12 protein-coding genes, 16 tRNA genes and 3 rRNA genes are annotated in these 24903 nt (G+C 49.5%); 28 read left to right on the top strand and 3 right to left on the bottom strand.

Annotated features, from left to right (window positions below):
• Positions 1 to 201 precede the first annotated feature (201 nt).
• A complete protein-coding gene (locus ACDJ59_RS24705) occupies positions 202 to 666 on the top strand; it encodes a hypothetical protein (protein WP_413406483.1) in 465 nt (154 codons plus the stop codon).
• A gap of 111 nt (positions 667 to 777) precedes the next feature.
• On the opposite strand, the gene ACDJ59_RS24700 is transcribed toward ACDJ59_RS24705, so the two are convergent.
• Positions 778 to 3798: a DEAD/DEAH box helicase gene (locus ACDJ59_RS24700; protein WP_413409911.1), complete on the bottom strand. Its 3021-nt coding sequence runs from the start codon at positions 3796 to 3798 to the stop codon at positions 778 to 780.
• Between the two features lie 5 nt (positions 3799 to 3803).
• Positions 3804 to 5582: an SWIM zinc finger family protein gene (locus tag ACDJ59_RS24695; protein ID WP_413406481.1), complete on the bottom strand. Its 1779-nt coding sequence runs from the start codon at positions 5580 to 5582 to the stop codon at positions 3804 to 3806.
• A gap of 280 nt (positions 5583 to 5862) precedes the next feature.
• On the opposite strand from ACDJ59_RS24695, the gene ACDJ59_RS24690 reads away from it, so the two are divergent.
• Complete coding sequence (locus ACDJ59_RS24690; RefSeq protein WP_413406479.1) at positions 5863 to 6681, top strand: endonuclease/exonuclease/phosphatase family protein; 819 nt, start codon at positions 5863 to 5865, stop codon at positions 6679 to 6681.
• A 161-nt stretch (positions 6682 to 6842) separates the two neighbouring features.
• On the opposite strand, the gene ACDJ59_RS24685 is transcribed toward ACDJ59_RS24690, so the two are convergent.
• Entirely contained in the window at positions 6843 to 7670 is an 828-nt protein-coding gene (locus tag ACDJ59_RS24685; RefSeq protein ID WP_413406477.1) for a methyl-accepting chemotaxis protein, read from the bottom strand.
• Positions 7671 to 8040: 370 nt separating this feature from the next.
• On the opposite strand from ACDJ59_RS24685, the gene ACDJ59_RS24680 reads away from it, so the two are divergent.
• The 26 genes from ACDJ59_RS24680 to ACDJ59_RS24555 all read left to right on the top strand — a co-directional run bounded on the left by ACDJ59_RS24680 (position 8041) and on the right by ACDJ59_RS24555 (position 24901).
• Entirely contained in the window at positions 8041 to 10284 is a 2244-nt protein-coding gene (locus ACDJ59_RS24680; protein ID WP_413406475.1) for a glycoside hydrolase family 88/105 protein, read from the top strand.
• Positions 10285 to 10555: 271 nt separating this feature from the next.
• A complete protein-coding gene (locus ACDJ59_RS24675; RefSeq protein ID WP_413406473.1) occupies positions 10556 to 11896 on the top strand; it encodes an ABC transporter substrate-binding protein in 1341 nt (446 codons plus the stop codon).
• Positions 11897 to 11943: 47 nt separating this feature from the next.
• On the top strand, positions 11944 to 12894 hold the full coding sequence (locus tag ACDJ59_RS24670) for a carbohydrate ABC transporter permease (protein WP_413406471.1): 951 nt from the start codon (positions 11944 to 11946) through the stop codon (positions 12892 to 12894).
• Entirely contained in the window at positions 12891 to 13739 is an 849-nt protein-coding gene (locus ACDJ59_RS24665; RefSeq protein ID WP_413406469.1) for a carbohydrate ABC transporter permease, read from the top strand. Before ACDJ59_RS24670 ends, ACDJ59_RS24665 begins: the two co-directional genes overlap by 4 nt.
• A 28-nt stretch (positions 13740 to 13767) precedes the next feature.
• Complete coding sequence (locus ACDJ59_RS24660; RefSeq protein WP_413406467.1) at positions 13768 to 15636, top strand: histidine kinase; 1869 nt, start codon at positions 13768 to 13770, stop codon at positions 15634 to 15636.
• Complete coding sequence (locus tag ACDJ59_RS24655) at positions 15633 to 17237, top strand: response regulator (RefSeq protein ID WP_413406465.1); 1605 nt, start codon at positions 15633 to 15635, stop codon at positions 17235 to 17237. Before ACDJ59_RS24660 ends, ACDJ59_RS24655 begins: the two co-directional genes overlap by 4 nt.
• 51 nt (positions 17238 to 17288) lie before the next feature.
• On the top strand, positions 17289 to 17837 hold the full coding sequence (locus tag ACDJ59_RS24650; protein ID WP_413406463.1) for a GNAT family N-acetyltransferase: 549 nt from the start codon (positions 17289 to 17291) through the stop codon (positions 17835 to 17837).
• Positions 17838 to 18467: 630 nt separating this feature from the next.
• Positions 18468 to 20020: ribosomal RNA gene (locus ACDJ59_RS24645) — 16S ribosomal RNA — on the top strand.
• 305 nt (positions 20021 to 20325) lie between these two features.
• Positions 20326 to 23251: ribosomal RNA gene (locus ACDJ59_RS24640) — 23S ribosomal RNA — on the top strand.
• A gap of 78 nt (positions 23252 to 23329) precedes the next feature.
• Positions 23330 to 23446, top strand: a 5S ribosomal RNA gene (gene rrf / locus ACDJ59_RS24635).
• Together the 16S, 23S and 5S rRNA genes with 16 tRNA genes alongside form the textbook arrangement of a ribosomal RNA operon.
• Before the next feature lie 38 nt (positions 23447 to 23484).
• Positions 23485 to 23558: transfer RNA gene (locus ACDJ59_RS24630), tRNA-Ile, on the top strand.
• A gap of 34 nt (positions 23559 to 23592) precedes the next feature.
• Positions 23593 to 23668, top strand: a tRNA-Ala gene (locus ACDJ59_RS24625).
• Between the two features lies 1 nt (position 23669).
• Positions 23670 to 23745 (top strand) — tRNA-Asn (locus ACDJ59_RS24620).
• A 4-nt stretch (positions 23746 to 23749) separates the two neighbouring features.
• Positions 23750 to 23821 (top strand) — tRNA-Glu (locus ACDJ59_RS24615).
• Positions 23822 to 23827: 6 nt separating this feature from the next.
• A tRNA-Val gene (locus ACDJ59_RS24610) sits at positions 23828 to 23903 on the top strand.
• Positions 23904 to 23919: 16 nt separating this feature from the next.
• Positions 23920 to 23993 (top strand) — tRNA-Met (locus ACDJ59_RS24605).
• A gap of 26 nt (positions 23994 to 24019) precedes the next feature.
• A tRNA-Asp gene (locus ACDJ59_RS24600) sits at positions 24020 to 24097 on the top strand.
• Positions 24098 to 24115: 18 nt separating this feature from the next.
• A tRNA-Phe gene (locus ACDJ59_RS24595) sits at positions 24116 to 24191 on the top strand.
• Positions 24192 to 24211: 20 nt separating this feature from the next.
• A tRNA-Thr gene (locus ACDJ59_RS24590) sits at positions 24212 to 24287 on the top strand.
• A 9-nt stretch (positions 24288 to 24296) separates the two neighbouring features.
• Positions 24297 to 24382 (top strand) — tRNA-Tyr (locus ACDJ59_RS24585).
• A gap of 10 nt (positions 24383 to 24392) precedes the next feature.
• Positions 24393 to 24468 (top strand) — tRNA-Lys (locus ACDJ59_RS24580).
• A gap of 6 nt (positions 24469 to 24474) precedes the next feature.
• Positions 24475 to 24555 (top strand) — tRNA-Leu (locus ACDJ59_RS24575).
• Positions 24556 to 24565: 10 nt separating this feature from the next.
• Positions 24566 to 24640: transfer RNA gene (locus ACDJ59_RS24570), tRNA-Gly, on the top strand.
• A 7-nt stretch (positions 24641 to 24647) separates the two neighbouring features.
• A tRNA-Arg gene (locus ACDJ59_RS24565) sits at positions 24648 to 24724 on the top strand.
• A 17-nt stretch (positions 24725 to 24741) separates the two neighbouring features.
• Positions 24742 to 24820: transfer RNA gene (locus tag ACDJ59_RS24560), tRNA-Leu, on the top strand.
• A 7-nt stretch (positions 24821 to 24827) separates the two neighbouring features.
• A tRNA-Pro gene (locus ACDJ59_RS24555) sits at positions 24828 to 24901 on the top strand.
• Positions 24902 to 24903 lie beyond the last annotated feature (2 nt).

Raw genomic sequence — 24903 nt, 5'->3', positions numbered from 1 at the left:
GCCCGTAAGAATGCGCTTTTACTTAGTATGCCCTGCTTAATTTACTCAAATTGTAAGCGGAGGTAGGCGTGTGTAAGGGATATCGGAATTAATTCAAATTTGAAGTTAATTTGATTGAACAACTAGTTCTTTTGTTTTAGAATGGCGGAAGATGCCAACGAGAAACTGGTACAAATTACATATATACTTGGAGGAACATTCATGAAACGTTCAGGCAAATTTTTCGCTTCAACAGTAGTTGCTGCTGTTGCTGCAGTATCCATCGTCTCTTCAGCTTCAGCGAGCACAGTTTCAGTCTCCAACATCTCTGGCGTAACACCTATTAACATTAGCAGTATGGATATCGAAACGGCTTTGATGATGGTTCAGAGCGAACGCGCCAAATTGCTGGATGCGCAATTGCAAACGCAAATCCAGGAAGTACAGAACCGTAATCAACAGATCGCGGAGTTGAACTCTCAATTGCAGATAGCCCAGCAAAACGGGGATGAAGCAGCTGTTCAAAAGCTGAAAGGCCAAATTGATGCAGCGGGCAATTCCCAACAGATGGACATGCTTCGTCTGCAGTCCATGTCCAACAAGCGCAATGAAGCGTTTGATGTCATGACAAACTTTGTCAAAAAAATGCAGGATTCAAGATCATCCATCATCGGTAACATGCGTTAAGAACGGATGATTAACTGCAACAACACAAAAAGAGCGAAGTCGGAATTCAAATTCCGAAACTTCGCTCTTTTTGTATTTCTCTTTTTTATGATATATCTCATCTAATCCAAGTTAGCCCGACCAGTCACGACGCCGAGTGAACAGATCCTGCAACTCATCCGTGGATAATTCGGTAATCCAGTTCTCGGAGCTTGTGATGATGTTATCGCTGAGCTGCTGTTTGCTCTCCAACATCTCGTCGATCCGCTCCTCCAATGTGCCAAGAGAGATGAACTTATGCACCTGAACATCCTTGGTCTGACCCATCCGATAAGCTCGGTCGGTGGCTTGATTCTCAACAGCAGGGTTCCACCATCGGTCAAAATGGAAGACATGATTGGCTGCGGTCAGATTCAATCCCACACCGCCTGCCTTGATGGACAGAATGAAGACGGACGGTTGCTTATCCTCAGGCAATGTACGGGATTGGAATTCCTCAATCATACGATCCCGTCCCGTCTTGGACGTGCCCCCGTGCAGATACAGCACAGGCTCCTGCAACTCCTGACGCAGTACCTGTTGCAGCATCTGTCCCATACCGATATATTGGGTGAAAATCAGGCATCGCTCGCCCTCGTCCCGTAATTCGCGGACAAGTTCCATCAGTCTTTCCAGCTTCGCGGAGCGACTAATCAGCATCGCCATATCCTGCGGGCTGTACACGTCATAAGCAGATGTCAATGCGCCGTCTTCGGGCAGTTCCTCTGGCAAGGCTTCTTTGGTCAGCAGAAGTGGGTGATCACACAGCTGCTTGAGCTGGGTTAACGCCGATAGGATTGCGCCTTTGCGCTTGATACCTTCCAGCTCTTTCATTTTATCCATCAGGGCCTGTACGGATTGGTCATACAATGCACTTTGTTCGCCCGTGAGGTGAATATAGGTTTTCATCTCGTTTTTGTCCGGCAGATCCAGCTGGATATTTGGATCTTTTTTCTTCCGGCGCAGCATGAACGGTTTCACTAATTGCTGCAGATCCTGCATCCGCTGCTCATCCTTATCCTTCTCTATGGCACTGATAAAGCGAGTCTGGAATGCCCGTCCGCTGCCCAGATATCCTGGATTGATAAAGTCATAGATCGACCACAGCTCGGACAACCGATTCTCGATTGGCGTCCCTGTCATGGCAATGCGGTGTTTCGCCGGGAAACTGCGGACAGCCAAGGACTGTTTGGTCTGAGCATTTTTGATATTCTGTGCTTCATCGAGACAGATGCATGACCAGGTATAGGTTTGTAACATCTCCTGATCCAGTGTAGCCGTAGCAAAGGACGTGATAATAATATCCACCTGCTCGGTCTGCTCCCGGAATTCTTCTCCACTTAATCGGCGTGCGCCATAATGCAGACTGACATTAATGGAGGGTGCGAAGCGGCTAATTTCCTTTTGCCAGTTGCCCAGCACGGAAGTTGGGCAGATCAGAAGTACCGGTGCTTGTCCCGGCTTACGTGGTTCATGATCCTTGATGTGTAACAGATACGTGATGAACTGAATGGTCTTACCAAGGCCCATATCATCGGCAAGACATGCCCCAAGGCCGAATCTGCGCAGGAAACCAAGCCATGCAAAACCTTCCTTCTGATACGATCGCAGCTCGGCATGAAGCCCTGTCGGAATGGGCAGGGAAGGCGCACCGCCTTGTCCGCCCCCGAGTTGTGCAATAACCCGGTTCAGATGCTCATTCAGCTCTACTTCCAGCCGAATGTTCTGATCATCCTGTGGTGGCTGCTCTTCCTCGGTTTGTTGTCCTTCCTTCCATTTCTGGTTGCGATATTCCCGTTGCTCATTGTGCAGCAGATGCAGGTGCAGAATATCCTGGAATGAGAGTCCCTGTTCCCGATCTACACCGCCCATGGCACGACGTATCTGTTCCAGCAGGTCGGGGTCGAGAGGAACCCATTCTCCTCGGAAGCGAACCAGTCGTTCATTACGGGCAACAAGGTCGGCGAATTCATCTTCGCTAAGATCCGTGTCACCAATCGCAATTCGCCAGTCAAAATGAATAATCGAGTCCAGTCCGAAGAACGATTGGCCCCGCTCACTACCTTCCTCCGGCTGTACCTTAGCACGCAGCTTTGGTTTCTTCTTACGGGCTGCTTCCCACCAACCTGGAAGTAGGACTTGCCAGCCCGCCGCCAGTAACCTGCCGCTATCCTGCGTCAGAAACTGCCAGGCTTCCTGATCTCCCAAAGGGTCACTCAGCACATCCCGCCTACCGCTAATGGAGCTTCCAAGACGCGGCAGATGGGCACGCAGCTGATCCAGCCATCCGGCGGAGCGATCCAGAATGAACGGTGTCCATACCTCTGGCCATTCTCCTTCAAGCCGGCCCCGTGAATCCAGCATGACGGGCACCAATACAGCGGCATCCAGCTTATTCTGCAACACCAATCGCAGCCGCCAAGATGGCTCATCCTCGTCCGGCTCCTGCAACTGCAGCATAGGTCTGAATGGTGCGGCATCTGCCTTCCAGCCAATGGATACGAGCCAGGACTGAGCATCCATCCCGGCTGTCTTAGGTAGAGTGCCGCGCTCTGGGAACAACTGAGGGAATTCACGTCGCAGATCGGTTGCCGCTTCTTCCGAACTGTACCAGCGTTGGAATACGAAGGCGGAGTAAGCCGCCCCGAGTCCTTCGGCATAACTCTCGTCCGTTTGCTGAATCGCTTTGGTAAGCGAAGCCCGCTCTTGCTTTTTCAAGCTATCCGGGTCCCAGGTCCACTGAAGCTGTCCTGTACGATAGGCCTCGAAGCTAGGTACGTATTTGCGTTTTTCGATAGATGCTGCGAGTGCCGGGGCCAGTCGAATCAGATGTTCCGCTTGCTCGTCCCACTTCCATTCAATATGAAGCAGGGTATGCATCTCGGCAAAGAAGGGAATCACTTCTTCCGCAGGCAGAACAACCAGCTCAATCTCCTCAATCTGCCGAACTTCCAGTTCGGTACCGTAGAAGGAAGGCGCATGCCAGGCGAACAATCGCTGCTTAAGCGACTGTCCCGGTACAAAGTGGTGTGTGTTGAGTGCTCCGTAAAACAAAGCATCGCCATATCCGGTTAAAGCGACATGAACCTCAATCGTTTCTGTGTAAGGATGAATTAAGCTCATGAGATCAGTTTACCTTTCCGAAGCTCTTCCTGCAGGGCGCGCAGCCGACTGTTACGAACGGCAAGTGAGGTGATGAATTGCTCCCAGTGCGCTTCTTGCTTCATTTTTTTATAGATTTTGGACAGACGTTTCAATAGCTTCACCGCTGCTTTGTATCCGTCCCTGTTTTTTTGTCCGATATAACGCTCCACTGCCTGATGATAGAAGGGAAGCAGCAGCTCAGGTGCATCTTTTTCGATTGGTTGCAGCATCGCTACGCGGAATTCGAGAGGTTCCGTTCCCGTACTCAGCTGAAAATCAATCCATCTGCGCCACTGTCCACGCGAATGCATAGCATCCTCGTAGGCGGGGCGGGAGTGGGGAAGCATACTGACAAGCGTGTCCCACATACGGTTCTCTGCATCGGGCAGATGTTGAATGGCCGTATCCCATAGATGCATGTAATCATTCAAAGGTGTATTACGCCGATTCGCCAGAAGGGGGCCAAGTTGTACCAACCAATCCCCAAGTCGCTTCCATTCAGCCGAATCTGCGAGTACATGGAGAAAATGCAACAGTTGTTCTGGCGGGAAGCCGTAGGCCGAGCTTCCATGGATGAGTCGCTGCCATGCCTGATCATCTTGCCCCAGATGGAAGTGCATCCAGCTCTGCGCGAGTATGAGTGGTAAAGGCAGTGTTACGGCTTTGCCTGGTCTATCACTACTACTTCCATTATTTTGAGCGCTACCCAAGACACTCCCACCTGACTGGGAAGGTGACGAAGCGGCGGTTATATTGCGTTCTATATCATCTAAGATGGCCTGTTCCGACACTAACATGTCCCGCGACCCTTGCAGCTCAGGTACGATCCAGTTCAACCACAGTTGTCGATAGATCGGAGTGAAGAACATCATGCTGGCTGTCTCAGGCATCATCTGTTTACGTAAATAAGCTGAGGTTTCAGACAGTCTGTTCCAAAGTTGTTCAAGCTTGTTTCCCTTTAGACCTGACAGGTCTAGTGGATGGTTAAAGATCCGTTCAATGTCTTTCTGAAGTGCATCCACCGCGAGCTGGGCAGGGTAGCTCAAGTACACGGGGGTATGAGTGATTGAATTACGAGCCGGCGGCACGCAGAATCGGATGAGGTGCAGCTGCACATGTAGTTCAAAAAGTTGGTCCATTGCAGCGGACAGCCTTGGTTTAATGGCATACAGCTCGTCCGTTGCTTCCTGTACGTAGGATGTGCTTGCTGTGCCAGTACCCAGCCGTCTCAGACAGGAGTGGAATAGTTCGTGCCATTCCGAGATTTCGAGATCAGCAAGCTCTGTTGCACGTTCCTTGATCTGGCTGTATTGGTTGTCCGGAATGTCCATATCCTGTTGTTCATCGGCATCTGCATAGCTGGATATTCCTGCGGACATGGCCCCGACGGGTTTGGTCGTTTGCTTGAGTGCAGTACTGGAGTGTGCATTCACAATCGCATGCACAGGTCGCTCCAGTTGCTCGGCATAACTCATCAATACAGCAGTCATATGTTTGCATACGGAACTCACCGGGCAGGTACAATGACTTGTAGTTAGGGACTGCATGCTCAATGTTACTTCGTACTCTTCCGATCCTTGTACAACGGCCGAGATCCCTTGTTGTTCGGAATAGGTTAATGGTCCGACACGTTTTTGTTTATAATATTGGAATCCGCGCATGATCGTCAGGTTATTAAAATGCTCTGCAACCTGCCTGATCAACTGTTGCCACTGCGCATCATCCATCCTCATGTTATTCGGTATGTTCATCATTCCATCTCCTGGGGTAAACATAGGTTCAGTAATCACCACGTCTATGACGTGATGTTGTAAATTTGTTGTATCCATCATATCAGTTATGAGCCAATCCGTGCATGGGTTATGAAGAATTTGAAGTTATTTTAGACCAACTGGAATCAGGATGAACACGTCGGTTCTGCTGGCGGACGGAATGCATGATTGCACCATATTGTGTATGCTTATGGTATGTATTCCTTTCAGGAACGATGCAGGCCGGGGAAACGGCCATATTACACACAACAGGAGAGAGCATATGAAAATACTTACGTTAAACACACACGCTTGGGCGGAAGAGGATCAACTGAACAAGATCAGTCAGCTGGCTGAGTTTATTAATACACATCAATTCGATGTGATCTCCATGCAGGAGGTCAACCAATCGATGCAGGAAGTCGCGCTTTCTGAAGAAGAACTGAAGATGTATTATGCTACTGAACCCGATGCAGTGATTAAAAAAGACAACTATGCCTACGTCCTGCTTCAGCAGCTGACAGAGCAATATTACTGGACGTGGATTCCCGCGCATGTCGGGTTTCAAAAATACGATGAAGGACTGGCGATCCTTAGCCGGACGCCGATTACGCAGGCTTTTGGGGAATACGTGTCCCACATGCGAGATTATAACAACTATCGTACACGCAAAATTGTGGGAATCCAGACGGTCGTCCAAGGTGAAGCAACCTGGTTTGTGAACGGTCACTATAACTGGTGGGATGATGCGCAGGAACCTTTCAAGGGACAGTGGGAGTTGACGGAGAGCAAGCTTGCCCCCTACATGGATCAGCCGTTATATATAATGGGTGATTTCAATAATGTCGCGGAAGTGCGTGATGAAGGTTATGATTATATGATGAGCAAAGGCTGGAATGACCTGTACACCACAGCATTGCAAAAGGATGAAGGAGCAACCGTGGTGAAGGCCATTGCCGGCTGGGCAGACAATAAAAGCGATCTTCGGATCGACTATATTTTCTCCAATCGTCCGATTCAGGCTAAATCTTCCACCGTGGTCTTGAACGGTAAAAACGGGCCGGTCGTGTCCGACCATTTTGGCGTCGCTGTAGAGATATAACAGCCGTGTGAGCATAAACCGTAAAGGGATATCATCGCAAATACGAAACAAAGCCTCCGCTGACTTCCTGTAAAGGGAAGTGGCCGGAGGCTTTTCACATTCTAAATCATTTGTTATGTACATTTCATATCGTTTGTTCTTTCTGTTGTGGAACTGTATTGTTATTCGAGCGCCAGCATCTGATGTACAAACTTTTTCAGATTCGCGCTTGTCTCACTAAGCTGTTCGATACTTTCCATGAACTCGGTAACAAGCTTGGCCTGATCCACTGTTGCGGTTGTAATCTGACCGATCTCCTGCTCCATATGTTTCATGGAATCTTGTACACTGCCGAGTGATGATTCAATATCAGCTGCTGCTTGTTTCGTATGATCCGACAGTTTACGTACTTCACTGGCAACCACACCGAATCCGGCTCCCTGATCGCCAACACGTGCTGCCTCAATCATGGCGTTGAGTCCAAGCAGATTAGTTTGTTCCGATACTTCACGAATGACGGTTGTTACTTTACTTACACTGACCGAGTTCTCTGAAGCTTTTTTGGAATTGCGCAGAATCTCTTCCGAGGTCGCGGAGAGTTCTTCGGAATGTGCCGCAATCTGCTGAATGCCGCCGACGAGCGCATTAATGGTTGTTTCATTTTCACGGATCAGCGTTTCCAGTGTCATGTGACTATCCAGTGCGTAGTTCACACCCAATATACCCACGACCTGATCGTTCTCTTTAATAGGGATTAGAATGGCATCAAAAGGTCTGCCCTGCAGATCACCAGGCATGCGTGCCACGGTACGGGAATCTCTGTTAGTCAGCATTTTGAAATGTTTATAATCATCATGCAGCTCATCCCCAACCTTCACGCCAATCTCCAGACTTTTTGCTTCGGAAAAATACAATACTTTCTCATGATCATTAATGGATATGGATATGTCGTCACGGAACATTTGGCTAACAAAAGGCATAGCATTTACCAGAGATTCAAGAGTATTCAATGTGCATCTTTCCTTCCCGATACAAAAAGTGGAATTTTTCAATCTAGTATTTATATCGGTAACGTTTTCTCGTTTTTAAACCATTGTTTAAATTTAAGTTAACCTAGGGAGAAAAGGCGACTAAATCCAACATAATTGTAAGCGTAATCAAAAATCTGTAGCCACCACCGAACATGTCAGTTATACTGGGATTATTATTCGGCTATTCAGAAGATAACCAAGGGACATACCTATTTCCCGGTAAGGGGATTACCCACCTAGGTTAAGCGCTATACTTTATTACTGCATATTAGTTTGGTGCTCCAGTGTGGATGGTATGAATGCTATGATATAAGACTTTATTTCAACAGAAGAAGGATGTGTGCCATCGATGACGACCTATTTCAGTGAACCACAGAGCATGTATTACCGATTTGGAGAAGATCAGGATCAGGTGCTGAAGGTGCTAGCCGAGAGGTATATTGGAGCCAATGCGCAGGCTGATTTTGTATATCGGGTATTCCAGAAGTCTGGTATTTTGCAAAATGAAAAAGGGCTTTATGATCTGAATTTAGGTAAACGCTTTCCTGATACACCCAAAGACCATATATCCTACGCAGCTGCACTGGTTTGGGGGGACGAGGACCGAAACCTGGATGTACTGGTCCGCTGTTATGGGCCTGTTCGTTTCTATTTCAATGAGCAGATGGTCTATCGCTCAACCGTAATGGATGAGATTAGTCCAGACGCAACGGTGAAGCTCAGCATCGATATCAAGCCTGGTTGGAACACCATTTGGCTGGAGATGAAAAACACCCCTGCCGGATTTGGCTGCCAATTTGGGTCAGATGAAGGAAAAGTGCGCATTTTGAATGTATTTGCTCCTTTTCAGGAGAGACAGGGGCAAGCGGGGTGGGTGTTCTCCCAACCGAACCCAGCCACGAGTAAACAACCGGACCTGCTTGGAAAAGAATCAGACTACAGCTTGAATTGGCTGCCTGAGACAGGCTGGTCTGATGAAGATAAAACCAAGCCGGCTCTTGAACGAATATACGAGCATCTTCCTGGACGTCATGTGTATGCTTGGACCCATCTGAACAATAACGATTCAACCGGGAATGCGGTGCGATTGTCAGGTCAATCTTCCGGTTCTCTGAGTATATGGATTAGCGGCAAGCCTGTGGCGCAATTGAAGGAAGCGGGTCCGTTCGAGGTGGATGTACCAGCCTCTTTTGGACGGAGTGACCTGCTTGTCCGAAGTGAATGCACTGAAACGGCGGGACCTTGGCATTTTAATTTGAACGCAACCGTGTCGGGTAAGCCGCTTTCACTGGAACTTCCTCAGCGTGTGCACGGTGCTTCCGGAGAATCTTGGTTATATGTCGGCCCTTTTGAGTCGGAGGTTGAACCGGACTTGGCGGATCTGACTCGAACGGACCGAGTGTATCAAACGGGGCAAGGACAGACATATTGGCGCTTAGATCGACCGGATGCTTGGATCAGACCCTATTATGAAAACGCTATGTTAAGCAACAAATGGACAGTGGGCAGTGTGACCAATTATGGTCGCTGGGATTATCCATTGGGTGTCACTGTGTATGGTCTATTACGGACTGGGCGTTATTTGCAGAGACCGGACATTACACGTTATGCGGCTGAGCATGTGCAGGCATGTACCCAGATGTATGAGTACTCATTATGGGATCGGGAGCAGTATGGTTTCCCGGCAGTCAATCAACAATTGGTCATGCTGAAAATGCTGGATAACTGCGGTTCTTTTGGTTCAGCCATGCTGGAAGCGTATTCAGAGTGTCATGAACCAACGTTTCTTCCGATTGCTGAACGGATTGCAGATTTCATGCTTTCCCGCCTGGAACGGCAGGAGGATGGTGCATTTTATCGCACATGTGTAGGGGAGTATGCCGAGAATACCATGTGGGCAGATGACCTCTATATGAGCACGCCGTTTCTCGTTCGTTATGCACGGGTGACAGGCAACTCTGCCGCATTGGATGAAGCCGCCAGACAATTTTCACTGTATCGGAAGTATCTGTTTATGCCTGAGTTCAAGATCATGTCCCATGTGTATGATTTCAAATACGGACAGGCAACGCAGATTCCGTGGGGACGGGGAAATGGCTGGACACTGTTTTCCTTGACGGAGGTACTGGAAGCTTTGCCAGTAGAGCATCCCGAGCGCCCAGCTTTAATAGATTTCTTCAATGAGCTGTGTGAGGGGTACGCAGCGCTTCAAGGGGAAAGCGGCTTGTGGCATCAGGTGTTGAATGTTCCGCAGACGTATGAAGAAGCCTCCTGCACGGCGATGTTTGCCTATGGTTTTGCGAGAGGTGTACGCTTTGGCTGGTTCAAAGACCCTGAAGTTTACGTCACAGCTGCCGAGCGGGCTTGGAAAGGACTCATCTGCAAAGCAATTGACCGTCAAGGGAATGTGCATGGCGTGTGCAGCGGTTCGAGATATGCGTTTACGGCAGAGTATTATGATCAGGACTTGCGTACCGTCACCAATGACAATCACGGAATAGGCATTATGATGCTGGCAGGAACTGAAGTGGCAAAAATGAAGAAACATCTGGCTGAACACAGGGTGTCTTCACCTGCGGTCTCACATTCCTGACAGACCAAACCACCGAGGTCTGATTTTCATACTATCGTTCCTATACAACAAGTTGTCTTCTGCTCCACGTAATACGGTTGTATATCCGTAATCATATTTGAGACGGGATCATCACCGCCGGGAATATCATTCCTGGTGGTTTTTGATTCCTGTAACTCCTTACTTTTTTGACAGGAAAGCTTACTTTTGTTTATGTCATGTGCAGTAATAGACCGATACAATAGGTTTTGTAAGCGATTCCATAAATGCAAGAAGGGGAGGAAATTCATTTATGATGATTACAAAAAAGTGGGTAACCCTGTTCTGCCTGTCCCTGTTATTGTTCGCTACAGCCTGTTCTGGAGGGGCCACCGATACACCATCTTCTTCTGGGGAAGCAAGTGGAAGTGAAGGAGATTCATCAGGCAAGATTGAACTGCGCATGACCTGGTGGGGATCACAGACCAGACATGATCTGACGACCAAAGTGATCCAATTGTTTGAAGAGAAACATCCGGGAATCACCATTAAGCCTGAATATTCCGGTTGGGACGGTTACTTTGACAAGTTGACTACACAGGTAGCCGGTTCAAATGCACCAGATATCATCCAGATGGATTACGCCTTTTTGACTGACTTTGCCCGGCGTGGTGCTTTGCTTGACCTAACCCCGTTTGCAGAGAGCAAAGAGCTGCGGACAGAGGATCATGATCAGAGCATGATTACAGCCGGTTCGATTGACGATAAATTATATGCGATTACCCTCGGAGTTAACGCACCAGGTGTCATCTATGACGCCACCGTATTTCAGGAATTAGGTATAGAAGAACCACAAGAGAGTTGGACATGGAAGGATTTTGGGGATATTGCGACCAAGATCGCCGCAGCCAAAGGTGAGGGGTTCTATGGATCGGCAGACATTTCCGGTACAACGAACATGTTTGAAGTGTTTATTCGGCAATCCGGGAAAGGATTGTTTGATGGTGGCACAATGACCGCTACCAGCGAGGAGCTTCAGCAATGGTTCGATATGTGGAGCGCCCTACGCGAGAATGGTGGAGTGACCACAGCGGAGATAACGGCATCCACAACCAATGCGCTGGAGACACGCCCTATCTCACTGGGCACAGCTGCCATGGATTTTGCATGGTCCAATCAATTGCTGACATTCCAGCAGGTGAATAAAAACCAGGATCATAAGCTTGGCATACAAGTGCTTCCGCATGGTGTAGGTGAAAAGCAAATCGGTGAATATCTGAAACCAGGCCAGTTCCTCTCAGGTTATGGCAAAACCAAACATCCAAAGGAAGTTGCCATGTTCATTGATTTCATGGTCAATGATCCAGAAGCAACCGCTATTCTTGGTTCTGAACGTGGGGTGCCGGTCAATTCCAGCATTCGTGAACAGATGCAGCCTACGCTGCCGGAAGCGGAGCAAACCATTTTCCAATTTATCGATACTGTATCGAAGAACTCCAGCGAGATTGACCCGCCATACCCGCAAGGATTTGCTGAAGTGGACACAAGTTTCAAGAGCGCAAGCGAGCAGATTGCCTTCGGTCAAGGCGATACGCCAGATGTCATTGCCCAGTTTATTGAAGGAGCCAAGGCTACACTTGGATCAAGTCAATAACGATTGGAACTGTCTCAGACTTCTAATACTGCGGGGAGGTTGCGAAGATGAACACATCAGAGGTCAGTCAAGCCCGAATCGAGCGTGTAACTACCCGGCGGGTCAAACGGAGATATGCGCATAATGGAGCTGCGCTTTTGTTCCTCGCCCCATGGCTTGTGGGATTGTTATTTCTCACCTTAGGTCCAATGTTGGTATCGTTATACATCTCATTCACCGATTACAGTATCCTGGCCGCCCCTTCCTGGGTCGGTCTGGATAACTACACCACGATGTTTACATCGGATAAACTGTTTACCCAGTCGCTCAAAGTCACCTTCACGTATGTCGCTGTATCGGTACCGGTCAAGTTGATCTTTGCACTGCTGGTAGCCATGCTGCTCAATAAAGGGATTCGAGGGCTTGGTATTTACCGGACCGTCTATTACATTCCGACATTGCTTGGAGGCAGCGTTGCGATTGCAATGCTGTGGCGTAAAATGCTGGGCGGTGACGGGCTGCTTAATAGTGTGCTTGCCATGGTAGGCATTAAGGCGCCCGATTGGGTTGCTAATCCGAAGTATGCCCTGTACTCCATCGTGCTGTTATCCGTATGGCAGTTTGGATCATCCATGATTATTTTCCTGGCAGGCCTGAAGCAGATTCCACCCGAGTATGATGAAGCCTCAGCGGTAGATGGTGCAGGTCCTCTGCGGAGATTCTTCTATATAACGTTGCCGATTCTGTCACCCGTTATCTTCTTCAATCTTGTCATGCAGCTGATTACGTCCTTTCAATCGTTCACGCAGGCTTTTGTTATCAGTAATGGTAGCGGAGGGCCAGTGAACTCAACCCTAATGTACTCTCTGTATCTGTACAAAAAAGGATTTTCATTCTTTCAGATGGGTTATGCTTCTGCGATGGCCTGGGTGCTGGTCATCCTGATTGGCGTATTTACATTGCTCGTATTCCGCAGCAGCAAGCTGTGGGTGCACTATGAGGATGGTGGGAAATCATGATTGGACAACGGAACTCTACAGCATGGGTCGTCAGCAAACATGTGTTGATCTCAGGCATCGCCTTTGTCATGCTCTACCCGATCCTCTGGATGCTGGGCAGCTCATTCAAACCGGGACATATGATCTTTACAGAGACCTGGTTTTGGCCACAGGAATGGAATTGGCAAAATTACACGAATGGCTGGTCGGGTATTCAGGGTAATCCGTTCGCCCGCTTTCTGACCAACTCTGTCATCCTGTCGCTTGGCGCCGTACTGGGCAATGTGATTTCCTGCTCTATGGCGGCGTATGCCTTCGCCCGATTGAATTTTCGTTTCAAAGCCATCTGCTTCGGACTGATGCTTATGACGATCATGCTGCCCCATCATGTGACGCTGATCCCGCAGTATATTCTTTTCAACCACCTGGAGTGGGTGAATACGTATCTGCCGCTTGTGGTGCCAAAATGGTTGGCGACAGACGCCTTCTTCATTTTTCTCATGGTACAGTTCTTCCGGGGATTGCCTAAAGAGCTGGATGAGGCGGCAACTATTGATGGGTGCGGTCCTGTGAAAATATACACCAAAATCATCATTCCACTTGCTTTTCCAGCATTGGTTACCACGATGATCTTTACGTTTTTGTGGACATGGGACGACTTCTTCAGTCAGTTGATCTACTTGAGTGACGTGAGCAAATACACCGTGCCGCTGGGTCTGCGTCTGTTCCTTGATTCCAGTTCTCAATCCGATTGGGGTCCGATGTTTGCCATGTCGGTGTTATCGTTGGTTCCATGTTTCATTGTATTTATCGTGTGTCAAAAGTACTTCGTGGAAGGAATTGCGACTTCTGGGCTCAAAGGGTAATTCCAAGACGAAACGAGTTGATTTTTCCATGGGGAAAGGAAGATGGTTTTCTTTCATTAAACAAAAGCTGCAACAAAGCAAGCTCTCCACGTTGATGGTGACTTGCTTTATTACGTTTAACCTGTTGCTTGTCTCGGTTGTTGTCTGGCTGGCATATCAGTCTTTCTCCACGGTCACATTTGCCGAGATTAGCAAAGCACGTCTGGCTCTTCTGAACGAAAGCACACGTCGGGGATTTGATTTCATCACAGGGGTAACCGGAACTTCCTATGCTTTGGCAAGCAATCGGGAACTGTCCAGTCTGCTCGAAATGGCTGATACGGGCAGGCTTGCACAGATTCACCAGCGGAGAGAGGTCTCTCGAATTCTGGACCATACCATGGTCGTGAGTGAAGGCATCACTTCCATCGAACTGTATACGGATGTCTTCAATGAAGTGACAGTGACTATGGCTGATCGCATATTTCCGGTGGACACCATCGCACATGACTCTTGGTTTGCTACGCTGGAAAAGGCTGATGCGGCTTGGGTTCCGCTGCGTGAGAACGAATCTGGCCAATCCCTGGTCGGATACGCCCAACGGATTTTCGACAGTCGTGGTGGAACGGTTGCTTATGTGCTCATTCGACTGAGTAGAGCGGACATCGTACGCAGGTTTGCCGATGTACCCATGGTGCTTGATGGAAAAGTGCTGTTGGTGGATACGGCTGGTAATGTCGTAATGCAGATGGGGAGGGTTGATCCAGCAAGGGAGAAGGAACGAGTAGATATAAGAAATGAAGCGAGTACAGTACAGGAAACGGGTGAAGCTGTAAATTCATCTTCTTCTATTATAGATAGTGCATGGATTCAGGAACATGTCCAGCATGGTGCAGACGGGTACGAAGTAGTTTCCGGCCAACCCGGAGGTGCTCAATTGGTGCTGTACTCCAGGCCAGCGATGCTTCAGTGGCGCCTCGTACAGACTATTCCGGTATATACACTGTTATCTCCGCTCAGACAAGCAGGCTGGCAGATCCTCGGCATCGCCGTGCTGGGACTATTATGCTCGGCTGTGCTGGCGTACCTGTTTGTAAGGCAGATCATCCGGCCTTTGCGACAATTAATCAAACGAATGAGACAACTGGAGAAAGGGGACTTCGATACCCGGGTCCAACTTTCGTTTACGGAGGAATATGCCCATTTGGCTTATGGCTTTAATCACATGGCTTCACAGCTCACGACGCTGATGGAACAGGTGAAGGATGAGAACCGGGCTAAGCGTGAAGCCCAGACGGGCTTGCTTGAGGCCCAGATCAAACCCCATTTTCTATACAATACCCTCGACATGATCCACTGGCGCGCACTTGATTACGAAGCCAAGGATATCAGTCGCATGATTGTACAGCTTAGTAAGTTATTACGGATCGGACTGAGTGGAGGGAGATTGTTTATACGGGTTCGTGATGAGTTGGAACATGCCCGTTGCTACGTTAACATCCAGTCAGAGCGGCTACCGTTCTCCATTCAATATCAGGAGCAGATCGATCCGCATATCCGCGGTTGTTACATTCCCAAGATCATTTTGCAGCCCTTTATCGAAAATTCCGTTATGCACGGGCACCCTGAAGAAGGCACACTTCGAATTCAGGTGCATATGCACGAAGTGGAAGGCCAGCATCAGGATATCGTCATTCGTATCACGGATAATGGGCGGGGGTTGCCGGAGGGGTGGAGACTCGAAGAGACGTGTGGCATCGGTGTACGGAATGTACATCAGCGCATTCAGCTTTATTGCGGGAAGAGATATGGCGTTCAACTGAGCGATAGAGAGTCAGGTGGCGTGGAAGTGACCATTACGCTGCCGCGTATTGAGACCGACGAGCAATTAAATCTATGGCTGGACGGTGAAAAATGATGAAGACCATTATGCTTGTTGATGACGATCCTCATATTGTAAAGGCATTAACAGATCATATCGATTGGCCTTCTCTGGGCCTCAGTATTGCAGGCACTGCTTCCAATGGCTTGGATGCGCTGGAGCTGTTTCACCGCATGCATCCAGATGTCGTTATGACTGACGTCTATCTACCGGGGATGACCGGGCTTGAGATCACACAGACGTTGCGACGTGATCATCCCCACTTGCCGATCATCATTCTTAGTGGATATGACGAATTCGAGAACGCCCGGGCAGCCATGCGCTGGGGGGTGAATCACTTTTTGCTGAAGCCGGCAGAGGTTGAGGAGATTGAGTCTGTGCTGCGTGAGGTGTTACTGGAACAAGATGTGCGAGAGCGGCATGAGCGACTGGAGCAGACGTACAAGCAGGAGGTTGGACGGGTACTTCCGTATTTGCGCAAACAATTTCTTCACGAACTGCTGACTACGCGATATCGGGCAGACGAGCTGCCCAAAGAACGCATGGACTATATAGGCATTCATATGTCCTCACAGACACGCGCCATTAGTCTGCAACTGAATCGCCCCGTATTTTTGACACGAATGAAAGAACGGGATTGGCAGCTTCTCCGCTATGGGGCGGCCGATATTATTCAGGAGACGGTGAAGGAGCAAGCGGCGCGCATGAATGGTCAGGTAGAGATTGTTGATTATTCGGATCAGGTATTTGTGTTGCTTCTATTAGGAGATAAAGATCATCTGGAGGAATGCCTGCCACTCGTTGAGAGGATGATCGATCAGATCTTTACGTATCTGAAAGTTGAAGTGAGTGCTGGAATCGGGAGATCCAAGAGTCACCCATGTGAGGTGATAGATTCCTATCTCGAGAGCAGGGAAGCGGTGGAAACAGCAGAGTTTCAAGGTGGAAGTCGTATCTACCACTATGAAGCATCAAAGGAAACAGAACCAAGTGTGACCGATTATTCATTATTGCTTCGTCAATGGAATGAGGCTTGGGCGGATATTCGACCTGACCTGGCGGAAGAGGTATGGCATCATATTTGCCTTTTGCTGAAAGAGGGGAAATGTGTTGGGATACAGGATGTACAGGTTGTGGCCGTCAGTCTGTTCGACACGTTGATGCATAGCTGGAACCGACTTCATCCTATGTTAACGCCGCCGCTGGCGATGAGTGATTTTTTGCGTGAAATTCAATCGAAATATGCTTTGCCCGATCTGGTAAGCTGGATGGATCGTATTATCTGCGACTGGCTGGAACAGATACGCAAAGAGATGGGCGAGAAGAAAAGCAATAAACTTATCGAGCAGGTGAAACAGTATGTAGAGCTTCATTACGCCGAAGAGATTAGTTTTGAAGCGATAGCCAAGGGGCTGTTCGTACATCCGAAGTATCTGAGTCAACTGTTCAAAAGGGTGACCGGTGAGAATTTCGTGAGTTATTTGAACGGATACCGAATTCAGAGAGCGTTGGAACTGTTGCAGTCGGGACATTACATGGTATATGAGGTGAGCGAGATGACGGGGTTCCGTAATGCGACGTATTTCAGCCAAGTGTTCAAAATGCTTACAGGCAAGAGTCCATCTGAGGTAGGGTAGAGCGATACAGGTATAGTAATTATACAAAGTGGAAGAGGAGGTATGGTTCTTATGATGATCGATCAGCAGGAATATTACATTAAAGGCTTATCTTACTCCATTAGATCGGCAGAGGAAAAGGATGCTGAGGCCTTGCCTTCACTACGTGTACAAATCGATGGGGAAACCGAGAACATGGATCGTGAAAAGGGCGAGGCGTATATCGACGCAACCGGGTTTAGGCGGATCATCCATTTGGACACTGAGAAGTCACGGAATCTATTCCTTGTTGCTGTAGTGGCAGGGGAGGTTGTGGGATACTCCCGATGTGAAGGTACAGTGCTGAAGCGCTTTTGCCATAAAGTTGAGTTCGGCGTGTGTGTAGCCCGAGAGTTCTGGGGGCACGGGATTGGCAAGAACTTGTTGGAGAAGTCGATAGAATGGGCAGACCAGACTGGTGTAGAGAAGATAACGTTGAACGTGCTAGCATCCAATGAAAAGGCAATCGAGTTATACCAAAAGAGTGGCTTCGAGATCGAAGGTATTTTGAAAAAGGATCGTAGACATGCGGATGGACAGTATTACGACACGATAGTGATGGGCAGGTTCAGAGAATTATAATGGTATAAAAAGTGAAAAGCAGAATCTATATAAGCCCACAGCTTATGGAGTTTAATTATTAGATTTGATACCGACATAATAGATAGCAGTGTTATTGAGAAGATGTATTATGTTTCTTATTTTATAGAACGAATGTAATGATGTTGAATGAGTCTATTCACAATCTATATTGCAATAGATTAGACCGGTGAGTGTATATAGGATATAGTAAGAGGATACTGCGATTGGAAAAAGAGATTATAAAGAGATTGAATCAAATATATAGTTAGTTTTCTAATGGGATATTTTACAAGTAGTAATTGTGTTGTGTATATGATATATTCTATTTCCGGCCAAAAAAACACGGGAAACAAAGTGCCGCAGGCAAAACAAATAAGCTTCGAAAGAAACTTAAAAAAAGAGCTTGCTAAGTTGGTTCGGAAGTGTTATGATATAAAAGTTGCCGAGGAGAACAACGCCCGGTAACGAAATAAGTTTGATCTTTGAAAACTGAACAACGAGTGAGTAAACATTCTGCTTGCAGAATGAACGCAAAAGTTTGAAACAAGCCTTGGCTTGAATCGACCGGAGCACAAATGAGATTTTTAATCTCGTCAGATTCAAAATGAGCTTATCGCTCTTTTCAATACTTTATTGGAGAGTTTGATCCTGGCTCAGGACGAACGCTGGCGGCATGCCTAATACATGCAAGTCGAGCGGAGTTGATAGGAAGCTTGCTTCCTTGATACTTAGCGGCGGACGGGTGAGTAACACGTAGGCAACCTGCCCTCAAGTTTGGGACAACTACCGGAAACGGTAGCTAATACCGAATAATTGTTTTCTTCGCCTGAAGGAAACTGGAAAGACGGAGCAATCTGTCACTTGGGGATGGGCCTGCGGCGCATTAGCTAGTTGGTGGGGTAACGGCTCACCAAGGCGACGATGCGTAGCCGACCTGAGAGGGTGATCGGCCACACTGGGACTGAGACACGGCCCAGACTCCTACGGGAGGCAGCAGTAGGGAATCTTCCGCAATGGGCGAAAGCCTGACGGAGCAATGCCGCGTGAGTGATGAAGGTTTTCGGATCGTAAAGCTCTGTTGCCAGGGAAGAACGCTTGGGAGAGTAACTGCTCTCAAGGTGACGGTACCTGAGAAGAAAGCCCCGGCTAACTACGTGCCAGCAGCCGCGGTAATACGTAGGGGGCAAGCGTTGTCCGGAATTATTGGGCGTAAAGCGCGCGCAGGCGGTCATTTAAGTCTGGTGTTTAATCCCGGGGCTCAACCCCGGATCGCACTGGAAACTGGGTGACTTGAGTGCAGAAGAGGAGAGTGGAATTCCACGTGTAGCGGTGAAATGCGTAGATATGTGGAGGAACACCAGTGGCGAAGGCGACTCTCTGGGCTGTAACTGACGCTGAGGCGCGAAAGCGTGGGGAGCAAACAGGATTAGATACCCTGGTAGTCCACGCCGTAAACGATGAGTGCTAGGTGTTAGGGGTTTCGATACCCTTGGTGCCGAAGTTAACACATTAAGCACTCCGCCTGGGGAGTACGGTCGCAAGACTGAAACTCAAAGGAATTGACGGGGACCCGCACAAGCAGTGGAGTATGTGGTTTAATTCGAAGCAACGCGAAGAACCTTACCAGGTCTTGACATCCCTCTGATCGATGCAGAGATGTATCTTTCCTTCGGGACAGAGGAGACAGGTGGTGCATGGTTGTCGTCAGCTCGTGTCGTGAGATGTTGGGTTAAGTCCCGCAACGAGCGCAACCCTTATATTTAGTTGCCAGCACTTCGGGTGGGCACTCTAGATAGACTGCCGGTGACAAACCGGAGGAAGGTGGGGATGACGTCAAATCATCATGCCCCTTATGACCTGGGCTACACACGTACTACAATGGCCGGTACAACGGGCTGCGAAATCGCGAGATGGAGCCAATCCCAACAAAGCCGGTCTCAGTTCGGATTGCAGGCTGCAACTCGCCTGCATGAAGTCGGAATTGCTAGTAATCGCGGATCAGCATGCCGCGGTGAATACGTTCCCGGGTCTTGTACACACCGCCCGTCACACCACGAGAGTTTATAACACCCGAAGTCGGTGGGGTAACCGCAAGGAGCCAGCCGCCGAAGGTGGGATAGATGATTGGGGTGAAGTCGTAACAAGGTAGCCGTATCGGAAGGTGCGGCTGGATCACCTCCTTTCTATGGAGAATCGTTTCCTGCAACGGAAACATTCAAATATGCAGCTTAGCTGCAAAACACTCACTCGTTGCTCAGTTTTGAGAGCTCAAACTCTCAAACAGCTTGCTTTTGCATGGAGCTTGTTCTTTGAAAACTAGATATCGAAACGAAACAAACGCGAATTAGAACATTCCTTTTTAGCTGAACTTGTGTAAACAAGTTTCAATAAAAACGGTAGATTGCACGTACGATGGTATCGAATGGGAGCGACTTTTGGCTTTGCGCAAGCAAAACAAGGGAAGCGAGCAGTCGAAACCGGAGCACGAGGTTAAGCTACTAAGAGCACACGGAGGATGCCTAGGCGCTAGGAGCCGATGAAGGACGTGGCGAACAACGAAACTGCCTCGGGGAGCTGTAAGCAAGCTTTGATCCGGGGGTGTCCGAATGGGGAAACCCAGCTGGGGTAATTTCCAGTTACTCACAACTGAATACATAGGTTGTGTAGAGGCATACCAGGGGAACTGAAACATCTAAGTACCCTGAGGAAGAGAAAACAATAGTGATTCCGTCAGTAGCGGCGAGCGAACGCGGAGAAGCCCAAACCAAAGAGCTTGCTCTTTGGGGTTGTGGGACGTCTCACATGGAGTTACAAAGGAACCGGTTAAGCGAAGAGGTCTGGAAAGGCCCGCCAAAGAAGGTAAAAGCCCTGTAGTTGAAAGTCTGTTCCCTCCGAGACGGATCCCGAGTAGTGCGGGGCACGTGAAACCCCGTATGAATCCGGCAGGACCATCTGCCAAGGCTAAATACTTCCTAGCGACCGATAGTGAAGCAGTACCGTGAGGGAAAGGTGAAAAGCACCCCGGAAGGGGAGTGAAATAGAACCTGAAACCGTGTGCTTACAAAAAGTCAGAGCCCGTTTTAGGGGTGATGGCGTGCCTTTTGTAGAATGAACCGGCGAGTTACGTTCCCGTGCAAGGTTAAGGTGAAGAGCCGGAGCCGCAGCGAAAGCGAGTCTGAATAGGGCGATTGAGTACGTGGACGTAGACCCGAAACCGGGTGATCTACCCCTGTCCAGGGTGAAGGTGCGGTAACACGCACTGGAGGCCCGAACCCACGCATGTTGAAAAATGCGGGGATGAGGTGGGGGTAGCGGAGAAATTCCAATCGAACTCGGAGATAGCTGGTTCTCCCCGAAATAGCTTTAGGGCTAGCCTCGGAAAACAGAGTCGTGGAGGTAGAGCACTGATTGGGTGCGGGGCCCGCAAGGGTTACCAAGCTCAGTCAAACTCCGAATGCCATAGACTTACTTCCGGGAGTCAGACAGTGAGTGCTAAGATCCATTGTCAAAAGGGAAACAGCCCAGACCATCAGCTAAGGTCCCCAAGTGTGTGTTAAGTGGGAAAGGATGTGGAGTTGCACAGACAACCAGGATGTTGGCTTAGAAGCAGCCACCATTGAAAGAGTGCGTAATAGCTCACTGGTCGAGTGACTCTGCGCCGAAAATGTAACGGGGCTAAACACACCACCGAAGCTATGGCTTGATGCTTTGCATCAGGGGTAGGGGAGCGTTGTATAAGGGTTGAAGGTGTACCGTAAGGAGCGCTGGACATTATACAAGTGAGAATGCCGGTATGAGTAACGAAAAGATCAGTGAGAATCTGATCCGCCGAAAGCCTAAGGGTTCCTGAGGAAGGCTCGTCCGCTCAGGGTAAGTCGGGACCTAAGGCGAGGCCGAAAGGCGTAGTCGAAGGACAACAGGTCGAAATTCCTGTACCACCGTAAGCCGTTATGAGCAATGGGGGGACGCAGTAGGGTAGTGACGCGGACTGATGGATGTCCGTCTAAGCAGTAAGGCTGATGTGTAGGCAAATCCGCACATTGTAAGGCTGAGCTGTGATGGGGAGCGAAAATTGTAGTAGCGAAGGTCATGATCTCACACTGCCAAGAAAAGCCTCTAGCCAGGTGAAGGTGCCCGTACCGCAAACCGACACAGGTAGGCGAGAAGAGTATTCTAAGGCGCGCGGAAGAACTCTCGTTAAGGAACTCGGCAAAATGACCCCGTAACTTCGGGAGAAGGGGTGCCCCGGTAGTGTGAATAGCACGAGGGGGCCGCAGTGAAAAGGCCCAAGCGACTGTTTAGCAAAAACACAGGTCTGTGCGAAGCCGTAAGGCGAAGTATACGGGCTGACGCCTGCCCGGTGCTGGAAGGTTAAGGGGAGTGGTTAGGAGCAATCCGAAGCTGTGAACCGAAGCCCCAGTAAACGGCGGCCGTAACTATAACGGTCCTAAGGTAGCGAAATTCCTTGTCAGGTAAATTCTGACCCGCACGAATGGCGTAACGACTTGGGCGCTGTCTCAACGAGAGATCCGGTGAAATTTTAATACCTGTGAAGATGCAGGTTACCCGCGACAAGACGGAAAGACCCCATGGAGCTTTACTGCAGCTTGATATTGAATTTGGGTACGATCTGTACAGGATAGGTGGGAGCCTTTGAAGTGTGAGCGCCAGCTTGCGTGGAGGCAACGTTGGGATACCACCCTGATCGTATCTAGGTTCTAACCTGGTACCGTAATCCGGTGCGGGGACAGTGTCAGGTGGGCAGTTTGACTGGGGCGGTCGCCTCCTAAAGAGTAACGGAGGCGCCCAAAGGTTCCCTCAGAATGGTTGGAAATCATTCGAAGAGTGCAAAGGCATAAGGGAGCTTGACTGCGAGACCTACAAGTCGAGCAGGGACGAAAGTCGGGCTTAGTGATCCGGTGGTACCGCATGGAAGGGCCATCGCTCAACGGATAAAAGCTACCCTGGGGATAACAGGCTTATCTCCCCCAAGAGTCCACATCGACGGGGAGGTTTGGCACCTCGATGTCGGCTCATCGCATCCTGGGGCTGAAGTAGGTCCCAAGGGTTGGGCTGTTCGCCCATTAAAGCGGTACGCGAGCTGGGTTCAGAACGTCGTGAGACAGTTCGGTCCCTATCTGTCGTGGGCGTAGGAAATTTGAGAGGAGCTGTCCTTAGTACGAGAGGACCGGGATGGACGTACCGCTGGTGTACCAGTTGTTCCGCCAGGAGCACCGCTGGGTAGCTATGTACGGACGGGATAAACGCTGAAAGCATCTAAGCGTGAAGCCCCCCTCAAGATGAGATTTCCCAGTATGTAAGACCCCTTGAAGACGACGAGGTAGATAGGCTGGGGGTGGAAGTGCAGCAATGCATGGAGCTGACCAGTACTAATCGGTCGAGGGCTTATCCAATAGCAAGTTCTAAATCGCATGTTTCGTTTCGAATCTAGTTTTCAGAGAACGATCTCTGAATGTAAGCTCAGCTATGCGTTTGGTGGCGATGGCGGAGGGGTTCCACACGTACCCATCCCGAACACGACCGTTAAGCCCTCTAGCGCCGATGGTACTTGGACCGCAGGGTCCTGGGAGAGTAGGACGCCGCCAAGCGAAACCCCATTGGGGTATTTTTTTTCGAAAATTGATAAGGGCCCTTAGCTCAGTTGGTTAGAGCGCACCTCTGATAAGGGTGAGGCCGGTGGTTCGAGTCCACCAGGGCCCATAGCAAGACCACAACAAGAAATACACCAGAGTATGGGGCCATAGCTCAGCTGGGAGAGCGCCTGCCTTGCAAGCAGGAGGTCAGCGGTTCGATCCCGCTTGGCTCCACCATTCCCTGATAGCTCAGTTGGTAGAGCACTCGACTGTTAATCGAGTTGTCACAGGTTCGAGCCCTGTTCGGGGAGCCAGTAAGGCCCGTTGGTCAAGGGGTTAAGACACCTCCCTTTCACGGAGGTAACAGGGGTTCGAATCCCCTACGGGTCATATTATGGAGGCTTAGCTCAGCTGGGAGAGCATCTGCCTTACAAGCAGAGGGTCGGGGGTTCGATCCCCTCAGCCTCCACCATATAACTTTATAACGACGCGGGGTGGAGCAGCCCGGTAGCTCGTCGGGCTCATAACCCGAAGGCCGCAGGTTCAAATCCTGCCCCCGCAATTATACTTTCCTTGAGAAAGTGATCTGGAACCGTGGTGTAGTTGGCCTAACATGCCTGCCTGTCACGCAGGAGATCGCGGGTTCGAATCCCGTCGGTTCCGCCATTTTTTTTAATGTAGTAAGGCTCGGTAGCTCAGTCGGTAGAGCAGAGGACTGAAAATCCTCGTGTCGGCGGTTCGATTCCGTCCCGAGCCACCATTTATAACACCATGTAATACGCCGGTGTAGCTCAACTGGTAGAGCAACTGACTTGTAATCAGTAGGTTGGGGGTTCAAGTCCTCTCGCCGGCACCATGTAATCCTGGAGGATTAGCGAAGCGGCCAAACGCATCAGACTGTAAATCTGCTCCCGTACGGGTTCGGTGGTTCGAATCCATCATCCTCCACCAGTTTTTCTATGAGTCATTAGCTCAGTTGGTAGAGCACCTGACTTTTAATCAGGGTGTCGAAGGTTCGAGCCCTTCATGACTCACCATTATATGCGCGTGTGGCGGAATTGGCAGACGCACTAGACTTAGGATCTAGCGTCTTTGACGTGGGGGTTCAAGTCCCTCCACGCGCATCCTTTATTTGCGGAAGTGGCTCAGCGGTAGAGCATCGCCTTGCCAAGGCGAGGGTCGCGGGTTCGATTCCCGTCTTCCGCTCCAATATTTTGCGCCCTTAGCTCAGCTGGATAGAGCGTTTGACTACGAATCAAAAGGCCGGGAGTTCGAATCTCTCAGGGCGCGCCATTATAACTTCATATTTTGCCGGCGTGGCGGAATGGCAGACGCGCTCGACTCAAAATCGAGTGGGAAACCGTGGAGGTTCGAGTCCTCTCGCCGGTATAGATAACGGGATGTAGCTCAGCTTGGTAGAGCACCTGGTTTGGGACCAGGGGGTCGCATGTTCAAATCGTGTCATCCCGATT

Source organism: Paenibacillus amylolyticus, assembly GCF_047302515.1.
Classification (GTDB): Bacteria; Bacillota; Bacilli; order Paenibacillales; family Paenibacillaceae; genus Paenibacillus; species Paenibacillus amylolyticus_G.
This window is presented reverse-complemented; position numbering and strand designations above follow the sequence as displayed.